The following is a 13052-nucleotide window of genomic DNA, read 5'->3' on the forward strand; positions in this document are numbered from 1 at the left end:
ATACATTCATTATTATAACAATATTCGTATTCAAACCAAACTAAACAACCAATCACCGATAAACTATCGGCAATTGGCTGTTTAAAAGGTGTTTTGACCCCTGTCTCAAAAACGGGGGTCAGTCCCGGGAGGCACCGCTTTTTGATTACTTTTCAACAACAACTTTTACATCCTTGCTTTCTTTTTTGTCTGTATCAGCAGCCGTGACGTAAAGCACCGTTCCGGCTTTTTGTTTTTTGATTTTCACCGTGAACGTTCCTTTCGCGTCAGCTTTGGCAGAAGCAATGACTTTCTTTGATTTGTTTTTCACTCTGATCATTGCCTTGCTGTTCGCCTTCCCTTTCACTGCCGTATCTTTCGTTTTCACAGCATTTACTTTCGGTGTGCCGGAAGGTTTTCCTTTGACGACGACAACTTTATACGATGTTTTCGCATCGCCTTTTGTTGCTTTCACATACAAGACTTGATCTTGTTTTTGAGTCGGGATATTGACCTTGAACTTACTGTCTTTTCCGGCTTTGGCGCTGCCGAGTTTTTTCTTGCCGTTCATCACCTCGATCAGCGTGCCTTCCTTCGCACTTCCTCTGACGGCTGTTTGTGTGCTTTCAAGCTTGTTGACCTTGAGCTGTACATCAGCTGCGCTGACAGCCTTCATGACATTCAGCCGCCCGTAGCCTGAATGCCAGTCTACTCCAGGCGTCTTTGGAATATCAATCGGATCGCCATTATCGTCATACAATTCCTCTTCCTCGCCATCGACGCTTTCAAAGGAAATATCGTCCGCCGTCTTTTTCAAAATATCCTCTGCTTCTGTTCTTTTCAGCTTAGGGTTTTGAGCAAACAGCAATCCTGCAGCAGCGGCAGCATATGGCGTCGCCATGGATGTTCCGCTCATGTACGTGACATTCCCGTTCGGCACTAAGCTCGGGATATCAGACCCTGGAGCAGAGATATCCAGACCTTTTCCATAGTTAGAGAAATCCGCGGTCATATCCATGCGGTTCGTTGCTCCGACTGACATCACATATTTAGATGAAGCAGGATACGATAAGAAATTGGCTCCGTCATTCCCGCTGGCTGCGGCAATTAAGACATTTTTGTCAGCAGCGTATTTCAAAGCAAATTCAATCACGCGGCTGTAGCCTCCGCCTAAGCTTAAATTAATCACCTTTGCTCCTTTGTCAGCAGCATATTTGATGCCGAGAGCAATTTGTTCAGTATCTCCGGCTCCTGTGGAATCAAGCACTTTTACCGGAATAATTTTCGCTTTGGCGTTCAAACCAGTCATTGAATAACCGTTATCGCTTTGTGCAGCAATAATGCCGGCGACGTGCGTCCCATGCCCCTGGTCATCCATTGCGTTGTTATTCCGTCCGACAAAATTACGCCCGAGATCGGTTCTTACTTTTCCTTTTAAATCAGCAAGCGTGCTGTCTACACCTGTGTCTACTACCGCAATTAATGTATCGTTCAGCTTGCGTTTAGACAGCAATGTGCTGGCAGGCTCGTATTTCACATCCGCATTTTTAATTCCGCCGTTATCACCATTGTTTTTAAGCGGCCATTGGTACGGGTATTGAATATCCTTTGACAGGCTTTTGTATTCCTGTACAGGTTCTGCAAACTCTACGTTAGACATCTTGGATAATGTCGTAGCAGCGCTTTTCACCCGTTTTGCGCTTGCCGTATATGTGCCGTTTTGTTTCTCATCTTTCGGCAGTTCAAATGAGTAGAGATTGTCAAACAGTTTCTTTGCCTTTTTCACATTGGAAATGTCTTTTTTCGATTGCGCGCTTGCAGAAAAGCCCTTCATTTCGTTATGTACTGACGAGAGGCTTTTATTGTCTTTCACTTTGAAAATGACCTTTGTTGTCTGAACTTCACTTTTCGCCGCAATATTGTTTTCTGTTAACACTGCTCCTGCTGTTTTGCCTTGCAGCTGCTTGATATTTAATCGTTCCGCCTGTTTCTTTATCTCCTCTTTAAGGAAAGACGGGACTGATTGTAAAGCTTTATCGTATAGCCGGTTGATTGCCTTTTGATCCTTTTCAGTAATCTTATATGAAGATGACGCACCGTTTTCTGACACATCATCAAACAACGGCTTTAATGTCACAAGATCCTGATAGATTTCATTTCTCGCTGTTTTATTGAGTGCGAGCTTTGCCACGATAAACGGCGCCGCTTTGTAGTAAAGGCTAGTCAGCTCTTTGCCTTCTGCTGTTTGGCTCAGCTGCTCATCACGAATCGCTCTCAGCTTGTCCAAGATGCCTTTGCCCGATTTTTTCTGATCGACACTCATTTCCACCGGACAAGCTTCTTCCTCTTCTAAATCTGACGGCTGCTTTTTGGTGCCTTTATATCCAATCGTATACTTGGCTTCCGCAGCTGCTTCTGCCGTTCCGCCGTCCTCTGGTTCTTCTTCACCAAGATATTCAACTTTTACATAGTAAGGGCCGCTCCACGCGTATGGAAAATTGATTTCGCTTTTTCCATCCTCCGCTGTGTAAGAACGGTACATCTCAAACGTTTCATCTTTAAGCGCTTTTTCCATACTTGGATATACAGATACATTCAGTGCTGAATCACTCTTTACGGTCAGTGCCATATGTGAATGATTCTGAATACCCACTTTTCCCGGAGTCACTTTGTACCATTTCACCTGTTCCGGTTCCTTCATGGTGCCTGTCTGTTCTTTGCCGTTTTCCAGAGCCGCCGCCTGATCGATCGCACCGGCCGCTGCCGCTTTGGTTCCCGGAGAAAAAAGGCTGAAGATCAGTGCAAAAATAAGCACTGCCGCCACAAACGAGCTGAATTTTTTGCGTTTCATGATATCCCTCCTGCAAAATAATGAATCTACTTGAAGGTATCATAATTTCATAGGACGAGATACCGCTTACAGGGAATTTTAAGGTTATTTTAAATGATTTGGAATATAAGGAGGGAAATATACAAAAACCCGACTCTATCATAGAGCCGGGTTTGCGTTTTTCTATTAAAACAATCGAAAACCGATTGGCAAATGCAGGCCGAGCAGCACTGTCAGCACAAGTACAATGACGAAGCCGATCCATAAGCCTCCGGTTGATTTGTCTTTTTTCTTGCGGATGAGGAGCATTTCCATCAGGCCGATGGTGATAATGCCAAGAATCATTTTTCCGGCGTATTCTCCGTTCCAGTTGGCGAAACGGACAAACAGCTCAGCTCCTGTCAAAATAATAAGGATATAGAATAACCGCAGAATCATATGAGTGATTTTTGCGCCCTTCGCACTTTGTGACGAATACAGCGAGTAGCTGACGAAAAGCAGAATCAGCGCTACCACCCATGTTGTAATATGTAGGTGTGTCATATATGTTCCCCCTATCAGATAAATTACCCCACTTATAGTACCATGAACTTGTCCTCTGCCACAAAGATAGACTCAGAAAAAACGGGCGGGTCCGAGTCCGCCCTCCTGTTTGATTCAGCCGATTTGGTTTGACAGCGTTCCGATCGGGTCAATCGTAATGTCGATTTTGTCACCTGACCGCAAGAATTTTGGCGGATTAAATCCCTTTCCGACACCAGACGGCGTACCGGTGGCAATGATGTCTCCCGCTTCAAGCGTCATCCCCTTTGAGAGGGTTTCAATTAATTCCGGAATGGAAAAGATCATATCGCTCGCCGAACCCGATTGGCGCAGCTCGCCGTTGACTCTCGTTTCAACCTTGAGGCGCCCAGGCTCCTGAATCAATGATTTATGTACAAGCACGGGTCCCATCGGACATGTCGTATCCAGGCTTTTTCCGATAAAAAACTGCTTATGCCTTTTTTGCAGATCACGCGCCGTGATATCATTCACAATCGTATATCCGAAAATATGGTCATATGCGTCTTCTTTTGATATGCGGGTGCCGCTCTTTCCGATGACGACAGCAAGCTCTCCTTCATAATCGAGCTGAGAGGTGACCTCTTCATGGCTGTTTACAATATCACCATGCCCTGTAACCGTTACTGGCGATTTTGTAAACACCATCGGATGCTCCGGAATGTCAGCCTCGCTTCCCATTTCAATCGCGTGGTCCCTGTAGTTTTTGCCGATGCAGATGACATTTTTTGACGGCTTAGGAATAGGTGCATGAAGCTTCACCTCAGATAATGAATAAATAAATGATCCCAGCTCATCATTCGGTTTCTTTGCCCACTCTGCCAGCTGCCTTGCATGCGCAACGAATTTATCCCCTTCTGCGATACATTCAATCAGCGATCCCGGAATCGTCTCAAGTTCAAACAGTTTTTTTTCAGCCTTTTGCAAATCCATAATTTTATCATCATCAATGATCAGGCCGACAAATATTCGGTTGTAAAGTTCCCCTGTCGCAAATTTCATGTTATTCCTCCATCATCTTTTAAATCAGAATGCTCCTTCATGTATTCTCTGTCGAATGCTGAAATCCCTTTTTCTCGTGTCCGTTTTCATTTCGTTTCGGGACGGGCTTGCTGCACATATCATACAAATGGCGTTTTGAGGAGGAGGAAAGAATATGGAGAACATACACTTATTTTTTCATCGGCAGCAGCTAAATAGAAAAGGAGCTGCCAAGGGGCTTTTGGTGACAGACCGATCAGTTTCTCCCATTCTTCTCACACAGCGTGACAGAGCGGAAAAGGCATCCTATGAAATCAGCTGGGAGAAGTCTCTGCTTGGTGAAAACACACTTTTTTTGAATGCGGAACAGGATGATCCGTCACTGATGCGGCGCAGGCTCGCCTATTGTTTTTTTGATCAGATCGGCGTTCCTGCTCCCGCTGCCTCGTACAGCTTTCTGACCATCAATGGCCAGCCAGAAGGCATTTATTTGAACATCAAGAACCATCTGCTAGCCGATAGGGCAGGTTACCAAGTGAAGACCGCCGATCCGAGGGTTCCGCTGTCCGTTTTCAAAGATGGATCTGCCGCGTTCTTACATGAATTTCTCATGCTGATCCGTACAGCTGGAGATGACGAATTAGCTGAGCGCATTAAAATGTATTTGGATGTCAAACTGTTTTTTCTGTGGCTGATCGGCAGCGCCTGCACCAATCAAGGCTTTTATTACACATTTTGTTTAAACGAATCCGGCCGGCTTCACGTTTCCCCGATAGAGACCAGATCGCTTGCCGCACACGGAAGATCTGACGAAGACCCTCTGCTGACTAAAGGGCAGACGCTCTCGTCAAGGCTTCTTTCCATTCCCGCCTTCCGGTCGCAATATCACACGTTAATGAAAAACGTGCTGAATCGGTCGTTTACAATTGAACGATTGTCTCCTTTCATCAGAGATTGGCATCTTGACATTTGTCAAAAGGCTGATGATGATCCATTCATAAAAAAAAGCCCCTTGCAATTCGAAAAGGAGCAGACAAATATACTTAGAGAAATAGAGGAGCGGCAGGACTTTTTGCAAGCACACTTAGCAAGACTATAGTCCTTTCTTCCATAAAAAAGCGCAACAAAAATTGTCGCTTTTTCAGTCAAATTGACGAAAGGCAACCTTTTCAGCAAAAATAGGTTATACTAACGATATCCTGTATTTATCAAAATAAAATTCTAGAATTGGAGATCGTGTAATGAACAGTAAAATTGAGGAAATGAGAATCACACTAATTGAAACAGCACAAAAATACGGCATGAATTCAAAGGAGACGATTCAATGCAGCCAAAAGCTGGACAGTCTGCTGAACAGCCGAATTAAAGAAGAAATGATTTTTGGGGGATATCCTGAAAACTCCCGTATGTGAATCATTTTCTATAACGATTTGAATACACCACATGTAACTCCGCTTATTGCTCAGCACTTCAGGGATATACCTCAGGGCGAGAATGTGCCCGCCCAAAAAACGGATACCGCAGCACGACATACTCCAAAAAGCATTTCCCACACGCAAAAACACCATAGAAACTGAAACAAAAATCACGCAGGCGGATAGCGGCATCCATCGCCGCTTTTCCGCTCAGTTTATTCAATACCCGCTTTTGAAATGTTTAAACATAATGGTCCGAAAAATGCGATCGCTTACATTTGAAGCCGATATGTCCCCTCTAATTTTCTCTCACACATATGTGCATTTGTCATAAGCTATCGTGAATAGCCCAATTAAAATCAAATTCTATTTATACTTTACCTGCCTTTTTTCAATATTTCAACAAAGGATGTGCTCGTATGCCGGCCATTGTCGGAGCGTTTAAAATTAATGCGATTGGTACGAGCGGAGTCATTCACATCGGGGACTGTATTACGATTTCTCCTCAGGCCGAGGTCAGAACGTTTGCCGGTGCGGGCAGTTTTAATACCGGTGACAGCCTCAAGGTGATGAATTACAAAAACGCGACGAATGTGTATGACAACGATGCAGTTGATCAGCCGATCGTAGGGAATGCGTAAAGGAGTGTGCTTCATGAACTTTTATATTAATCAAACCATTCAAATTAACTATCTCCGGCTGGAATCAATCAGCAACTCCTCCATTCTGCAAATCGGAAGCGCCGGGTCCATTAAATCGCTTTCTAACCTGTACAATACAGGCAGCTATGTAGAAGCGGCCCCCGAGGTTTCCGCTCAGGGGGAGCCAGTTGAATTAGATGAGCCCGATACAGGAACATTGGTCCCGCTCCAGCCTCCTGGTCGTTAATCATATGAAAGAGGTGAAAGAACATGTATGATCAATCTGTTTCCTCTTACTTGCAAAACTTGAATTCCTTCGTTCAGCAGCAGGCGCTTCATATTCAGCAGCTCGAACGGCAGCTGAAAGAGATTCAAGCTGAAATGAATACGATGAAACAGCGGCCGGCCACTACCATTGAGCGTGTGGAGTATAAATTTGATCAGCTGAAAATCGAAAGGCTTGACGGGACTTTGAATATCGGCTTAAATCCGACAGACCCGAACAGCGTCCAAAATTTTGAAGTCAGCCAAACGGCACCTGAAATCGGGATGATGCAGCAGGAAGAGAGCGCCCAGCTCATGCAGCAGATCCGCCAGAATGTCGACATGTACTTAACCGAGGAAATCCCAAATGTGCTGGAGCAGCTTGAAAATCAATATGACAGCAGGCTTGACGATACAAACAGGCATCATGTCATTGAAGACATCAGAAAACAAATGGACAGCCGGATTCACTATTATATGTCCCATATCAAAAAAGAAGAAAACACACCGCCTAAACAATATGCAGAACATATCGCTGAGCATGTGAAGCGTGACGTGATCCGTGCTGTAGAACATTTTCTTGAACATATCCCATCCGAAATGAAAGGAGATGAGCAAGCATGATCTTTACAGTCATCAACCGCAACCTGGAGGTCGGGGATATCCGGATGAATGGTGTATCCAGCTCCTCTGTTTTCCACATCGGAGACACTGAATCTATCTATCTTTCTTCTATTTTCGATACGCCGCCTGAATCTCTTATCATCGGGCCGTTTGCTCCGCTGCCGTCGAATAATGCTTAAGCGTATTTCCCGCATCAGGCTGATTAAATTTAACTCTCTTGGAATATCAAGTGTGTTTCAAGTTGGCGATACAAACGAAATCGATATGAAGATAAAAGTACTGGCTGTTCAGCGCTCGCTTTCAACGTTTTATGAAAATGAAGGTTCATTTAACAGAAAGGAGTACCAGATCTTTCAGCAGCAGGCAGTAAAGCCGATTCCCGAAACAGGTGTACAAAGCGCATTTTGCCACGAAGTGCCGGTCATTCATGTACGCAGCATCAAAATTCAAGGGGTCTCATCCTCTTCTGTTTTTCATGCGGGGACGGCTTCGCATGTCCGCGGCGATGCAAGAATCAAACATATTAGACAGATTCAGTCACCGCGCTCACAATCGCCCGCCAAGAGCATATAATAAACGGAGACTTCGATAAAGGGTGTCGTTTATGCCAGCAATTGTCGGGCCTATAGCTATCAATTCCATATCGGGCGGAGTCGTAAACTTTGGTGATTCCTTTTACCTTTCTCCGAAAAGCTCTTCAAAATCTGCGCTCGGTTCGGGAGCAGGAAACACGGGAGATTTCCTTCTATTAAACAATGCAATCAACGCGACAAATTATATAGACCCCGATGTCAGTGATCAGGATATGGTTGGAAATGGATAAAAGCAGCCGCTCTGCAAAGAGAGGGCTGCTTTTTGGTCATTTTTTCTTTTTTCGTTCATTTGATTTCTTTGTTTTGATCAGCTTCTCAGGCGGCTGTTTTCTTATCCATTTGACAAACCGGGCAAGCTGCGGATCGCTTCTGAGTTCATCTATTCCGTTTAAGCGAACCGCAAGCTCTTGATTTGTATATAAGGCATGAATCTGTTTATGGCAAGGAATACAGAGCATCGCTGTCGGCAGGAACGTTCCGCCTTCTTCCTTCGGTGTGAGATGGTGCTCTGTCAGCTGGACATCGCTTCGGCCGCACAGCTCACATATTCCGGCAGTCTGCTTTGCCATATTCGGTCCTCCCTTACATCAACTCAAGTGATACCCGTGTACCGCGGCCGCTCGGTTCAGCCGGATGGACGATCAGCTTTTTCGGAAGCCGCGCCCGAAGCTCCTGCACATGGCTGATGACACCGACAGACAGATTGTCTGACTGCAGTTTTTCCAAGGCTGTCACAACCGTATCCAGCAGATCTTGATCGAGGGTGCCGAACCCTTCATCTAAGAAAAAGAACTGGAGCGGGTATTCTCCGCGAAGCTGGATCTGCGCAGACAGCGCAAGAGCGAGAGAAAGCGAGGTGAGGAAGGTCTCTCCCCCAGACAAGCTGGATACCGGGCGTTTGACGCCTCCATTCGCGTCATCCCGCATCACGAATCCGCCTTCTGAATCCACTTCTATGGCATAGCGCTGTCTCGTCAGCATGCCAAGTCTTGCTGACGCGTCCCGCGCAACGCTTTCAAGCTGCTCCTCAGCTAAAAATTCGACGAAGGTATTGCCTTTAAACACAGCTTGCAGCTTGTCCAGCCTGTCGATATGTGTTTGCCATTTTTTCAGTTCAGCTTCAATTTCGTTAAACCGTTTATGATGATCGCGAATGACGGCAAGTGCTTTCGCTGCCGCGCCTTTTTCCTCTATAGCAGCGCCAAATGCGTCCTCTGCTTCTTGTGATGCCGTAACGGTTTCGATCCATTCGCTCTCTGATAAGGCTCTGCCGGCAAGTATCTCTGCTACACGTTTTAAGTTTGCAGCATTTTGCTTCAGTTTATCCATAAACTGGTCTATGCTGGCTTTCATCTTTTCAAGCTCATCGGCTGGAATGAGACTTTGCTCCACCTCTTCAGTCCGGGTAAAGCGGGTGCTTTTCGCATGCTCAAGCCAATCGGCTTCCGCTTTTTCCAATCTGCCCTTCGCCTCCTGCAGGGTGAGCTCGCTTGCTGAAGCGCGACTTTTCCCCTGATTGAGTTTCACCTGGGCGCTTTGCAGTTCTTCATATAAAGATTGCTCTTTTTCTTTTAACAGCTTTAGATCCTGCTGGACAGAGCGGAGTTTGATTTCGATCGAATCTCCTTTTGCGTAATCTCCGAGTTCGTGCTCATAATCCGCTATCACGCTCTTGATGCGTTCAGCTGCATAATGAAGCTCCAGCTTTTCCCGCTCAAGCTGATGCCCCGACTCCCGCAGCTTTTCTTTTTGTGCTTCATGCTCAGCAAGAAATGCGATGCTGCGCTCAATTCGTTTCTCGCATTCTTCTGCAGCCCGGTCTTTTTCTTCAATGGCTTGCTGCCATTTTTCCGCTTTATCCACAGCTTGATCCTGAAATGCTTCTTTAAACATGTTCAGGCGGCTGTCCATTGAGGCCTGAAGCTCGGCGATGATGCTTTCAATGCGGTCAGCCTCTCTTTTTTCAAAACCGATTTTTTCATTAAGCTGCTCGGCTTTTTTTAAAGACTCCTGATAGGCACTGATCATTTGTACCATTCGTGTTTTAACAGAAAGAATGTCCTGTTTGACTCGTTTCCATTCAATGTTGGCATGATCGAATGCATCATGCACCGGCAGATTTTCGTAAGAAGCTGCTGCTTCAAGGTTCTGCGCTTGAATCGTTTGCAAAAATGTGCACTGTTCAATAAAGCGCGCGGACTGTTCTTCAAGTGTGATTTTGGCTGAAAGAATCTCCTGGCTGAGAGCTGCCGCTTCCGTCAGCAACACATCTGTCTGTTTGATGTCCTCTTCAAGATTGCTGTCGAGCTCATATGTTTCATGTGCTGAGGCCGACGGATCATGATGGGTTGAGCCGCAGACCGGACAAGGTTGTCCGGCGGTCAGCTTTTCGGCTAACTCTTTTGTCAGCAGTGCCACCCTTGCTTTTTCACGCTGCGAGTGAAGCTCGTGTTGTCTTTTTCTAGCCTGGTCAGTCATATGTGTTAATGACCGTTCCGTCTCGCATACCAAATGGTACGCGGTTTGTACAGCCTCATATGCCTGAATGATGTTGTTTTTTTCAGCTTCCATCTTTTGAACGAGTGTGTTCTTCTCCTCATGCATCTTCTGCAGCGCAAGATTCAATGCGTCACTTCGTTTTTGCTCTTTTGTGATTTGCTCCTCAGTTTGTCTGATGTGCAATGCCATTTCTGCGGCCTGCTGACAGCTTTTTCGCTCATCAGAAGTCACCTGCAGGGATTTAAGCTGCTGCTTTAATTCCGTCTGCCTGTTTTGTCCCCGTGTCAGACGGTCTGTTACAGTCTCCAATTCATTCATGACAGATTGAAGAGCTTCTTCTTTCTGCTGGAGTTCAGCCTTTTTGCGAGCTTCCCCTTGCTTGGCCTCACTCAGTTTGATTTCGATCTCCTGCAAGCGGGAAAGCTGTTCCTGCTCAGTTAAAAGCTCAGGCTCTTTCTCGCTTTTATGCCGGCGCCATGCTTCATACTCTTCATGTTTTTGATGAAAGAAACCTGTCCGGTCTGCTAACTCTTTTTGAGCAAGCGTTTGTTCCTTTGCAGCTTTCTCCTCATGCTGGATCGCTTCTGCGTATCGGTCCGCATAAGGCTTCAGAGCGGCGGCTGTTTCTGCTTCCAGCAGGCGCTTTTGCAAGCTGTCTACGTGCGGCTGTTCCTCTTCGAGACGTTTTTTCTCTTCTTCGTAAGAGGATTTTTCCTTTTGGACATTCCAAATCTCCTGATGCTCCGTAAACCGCTCCTTTGCCTGATCACGATTCTTCTTCATCGCTTCCAGCCGGGCTTCAGCTTGTTCGAGAGCCTGTTCTGCCTGCTCAACCGCTTCCGAGCTCGCCTCCCCGAGACCGGACTGTTCAGCAAGCATTTCATTTTTTCTCGCATTGGCTTCCTGCGCCTGCCGTCTCAGCTTTTTCACAAGCCGGTCTCCATACTGCTCCAAATTAAATAAACGCTGAAGCATATGTCTGCGCTCCGCCCCTTTTAAAGACAGAAATTCAGCAAATTTCCCTTGCGGCAGGACCACCGCTCTCGTAAAGTCGTCGATCGTCAGCCCCAAGAGCTCCTCCACTCTTTTATTCACTTCGCTGGCTTTATCAGCCAGCACCGTATGCTCATCCTTGATTTCGATAAAGCGGCAGAGTGCCGTTTTCACCTTCATTTCATCGGTTCTCTTAAACACGCGCTCGACTTTGTAAGAGATTTGATGATTCGTCTGAAGCGCAAAGGTAAAGGAAACAGACAGCGTGTCTTCCGCATGGTTTAAGATCCCGTGCGTATTATTCGCCGCCCGCTCCACCTTTCCGTATAAAGCAAGCGTCATTGCGTCGAGGATGGAGGATTTACCGCTTCCTGTCGGGCCGAAAATGCCGAAAACACCGGCACCGGAAAGGCCTTCAAAATCTATCGTCTGCTCCTCTCTAAAGCTGTGGAGCCCCTTAATGCTTAAGGCGATCGGCTTCATTTCGCATCCTCCTCTTCAACGCCTGATGCAAGCTCTAAAAACAGCTTCACCATTTCTTCATCCGGCACCGCGCCGCCAGTTTGTTTTTCATAAAATTTCTTAAAGCGGTCCTCGATCGACACATGCTTAACCTCGATCCGTTCCCGGTCTTTGTTCTGTTCTTCATAAACCGGCCTGATATGGATAAAGCCCGGGTGCGCCTTCCTCAGCCTATGAATTTCTTCAAGTGACAGCTGGTCCGCCACACGAATTTCAAGGTCAATCCAGGCATTCTGATCTCTGCCTTCATCCAGCCAGCTGTACACCTCGCTTAAGCCATTTGCCGCTTTCCACTTCACAAGAGGCTTGCCGCTTGATAATAAAACCTCATTCCAAGAGGCCTCTTCCCCCGGTTTTGCGTCCACGATTGTCACTGATTTGGCGTAGCCCGCTTCAGAAAAGCTGTAGGCGAGCGGAGATCCTGAATAACGCGCAAGGGTCCGCGCCCGCTTGATCGTTTGCGGGCGATGCAAATGGCCGAGCGCCACGTAAGCCGCACCCGCCGGCAGGCTTTCAGCAGCCACCGTATAAGCGCCGCCGACTTCAATTGGCCGCTCTGAATCCGTTTGGTTTCCGCCTGCGACATAAATATGGCTGGCGGCAACCTTCACTGCGTCTTTGCGGAACCGGCTTGTCATATGTTCAAACGCCTGCCTGATTTTCACGTCATAATGATCACGGAGCAGCTTTTCATCAAATGTATCGGAAAGCACTTCATTTAACCGCGCTTCAGATGGGTACGCCAGTGCTCCGACAGCCAAAAGCTCCCCAGTTGAAGGCACTTCAATATGAAGCGGTTCTGTTGTCGGATAGCCGATTAAATAAATGCCGTTTTCATGTGTCAGCGGTGAAGCGGCGGACAAACGGTCAGGATTATCATGGTTTCCGGCAATGATAACAATCGGGCGCTTCCCCCTGTCACTGAGCGCAGACAAGCTTTCATAAAACAGCTGCTCGGCTAAAGCCGGCGGGTTCACGGTGTCAAACGCGTCTCCCGCCATTATAATGGCATCGATCTGCTCTTCCTTTACAATCGTATTCAGTTCATCAAGCACATCGGCCTGTTCACTCAGCCTGCTTCTTCCTTCAAGTGTTTTTCCAAGATGCCAGTCAGCCGTATGTAAAATCCGCAAATGCTTTCACCTCTCTT

General features: G+C 46.6%; 15 protein-coding genes. 9 read left to right on the top strand and 6 right to left on the bottom strand.

The window, feature by feature from the left end; all coding sequences use genetic code 11:
- Positions 1-85, top strand: an 85-nt coding sequence (locus LWH95_RS19525; protein ID WP_131121716.1) for an IS3 family transposase, incomplete at its 5' end; no start/stop codon positions are given.
- A gap of 60 nt (positions 86-145) precedes the next feature.
- Here LWH95_RS19525 and wprA read toward each other — a convergent pair.
- From wprA to LWH95_RS19540, 3 genes are all read right to left on the bottom strand, one after another.
- Positions 146-2830, bottom strand: coding sequence for a cell wall-associated protease WprA (wprA, locus tag LWH95_RS19530; RefSeq protein ID WP_232920198.1), 2685 nt, complete (start codon positions 2828-2830; stop codon positions 146-148).
- A 165-nt stretch (positions 2831-2995) separates the two neighbouring features.
- Positions 2996-3352: a YisL family protein gene (locus tag LWH95_RS19535; RefSeq protein ID WP_003239401.1), complete on the bottom strand. Its 357-nt coding sequence runs from the start codon at positions 3350-3352 to the stop codon at positions 2996-2998.
- Between the two features lie 114 nt (positions 3353-3466).
- Positions 3467-4372, bottom strand: coding sequence for a fumarylacetoacetate hydrolase family protein (locus LWH95_RS19540; protein ID WP_019258003.1), 906 nt, complete (start codon positions 4370-4372; stop codon positions 3467-3469).
- Positions 4373-4526: 154 nt separating this feature from the next.
- On the opposite strand from LWH95_RS19540, the gene LWH95_RS19545 reads away from it, so the two are divergent.
- The 8 genes from LWH95_RS19545 to LWH95_RS19580 all read left to right on the top strand — a co-directional run bounded on the left by LWH95_RS19545 (position 4527) and on the right by LWH95_RS19580 (position 8118).
- Complete coding sequence (locus LWH95_RS19545; RefSeq protein WP_133487997.1) at positions 4527-5450, top strand: CotH kinase family protein; 924 nt, start codon at positions 4527-4529, stop codon at positions 5448-5450.
- A gap of 142 nt (positions 5451-5592) precedes the next feature.
- A complete protein-coding gene (locus tag LWH95_RS19550; protein WP_003239407.1) occupies positions 5593-5763 on the top strand; it encodes an aspartyl-phosphate phosphatase Spo0E family protein in 171 nt (56 codons plus the stop codon).
- Between the two features lie 422 nt (positions 5764-6185).
- Positions 6186-6407, top strand: coding sequence for a spore germination protein (locus LWH95_RS19555; protein ID WP_003239409.1), 222 nt, complete (start codon positions 6186-6188; stop codon positions 6405-6407).
- Between the two features lie 13 nt (positions 6408-6420).
- Positions 6421-6654: a spore germination protein GerPB gene (locus LWH95_RS19560; protein WP_003239410.1), complete on the top strand. Its 234-nt coding sequence runs from the start codon at positions 6421-6423 to the stop codon at positions 6652-6654.
- A 23-nt stretch (positions 6655-6677) separates the two neighbouring features.
- On the top strand, positions 6678-7295 hold the full coding sequence (locus LWH95_RS19565) for a spore germination protein GerPC (protein ID WP_060398332.1): 618 nt from the start codon (positions 6678-6680) through the stop codon (positions 7293-7295).
- Positions 7292-7474, top strand: a complete 183-nt coding sequence (gerPD, locus tag LWH95_RS19570) for a spore germination protein GerPD (RefSeq protein ID WP_019258000.1) — start codon at positions 7292-7294, stop codon at positions 7472-7474. The genes LWH95_RS19565 and gerPD overlap by 4 nt, the downstream gene beginning before the upstream one ends.
- Positions 7467-7868 (top strand): spore germination protein GerPE, encoded by a 402-nt coding sequence (locus tag LWH95_RS19575; RefSeq protein WP_133487999.1) that lies wholly within the window; start codon positions 7467-7469, stop codon positions 7866-7868. The genes gerPD and LWH95_RS19575 overlap by 8 nt, the downstream gene beginning before the upstream one ends.
- 31 nt (positions 7869-7899) lie before the next feature.
- Complete coding sequence (locus LWH95_RS19580) at positions 7900-8118, top strand: spore germination protein (protein ID WP_003239412.1); 219 nt, start codon at positions 7900-7902, stop codon at positions 8116-8118.
- Between the two features lie 36 nt (positions 8119-8154).
- Here the strand turns inward: LWH95_RS19580 and hlpB are convergent, their stop codons facing one another.
- Genes hlpB through sbcD form a run of 3 tightly spaced genes read right to left on the bottom strand, consistent with a single transcriptional unit; the run spans position 8155 to position 13035 of the window.
- Complete coding sequence (gene hlpB, locus LWH95_RS19585; RefSeq protein ID WP_044427342.1) at positions 8155-8457, bottom strand: HNH nuclease-like protein HlpB; 303 nt, start codon at positions 8455-8457, stop codon at positions 8155-8157.
- A gap of 13 nt (positions 8458-8470) precedes the next feature.
- Positions 8471-11863, bottom strand: coding sequence for an exonuclease subunit SbcC (gene sbcC / locus LWH95_RS19590; protein ID WP_232920199.1), 3393 nt, complete (start codon positions 11861-11863; stop codon positions 8471-8473).
- Positions 11860-13035 carry an exonuclease subunit SbcD gene (sbcD, locus tag LWH95_RS19595; protein WP_044427338.1) on the bottom strand — a complete coding sequence of 392 codons (1176 nt, stop codon included), beginning with the start codon at positions 13033-13035 and terminating at the stop codon, positions 11860-11862. The genes sbcC and sbcD overlap by 4 nt, the downstream gene beginning before the upstream one ends.
- Positions 13036-13052: the final 17 nt, after the last annotated feature.

Origin of the sequence: Bacillus sp. G16 (genome assembly GCF_021282335.1) — a bacterium.
In the GTDB taxonomy this organism is placed as follows: domain Bacteria; phylum Bacillota; class Bacilli; order Bacillales; family Bacillaceae; genus Bacillus; species Bacillus inaquosorum.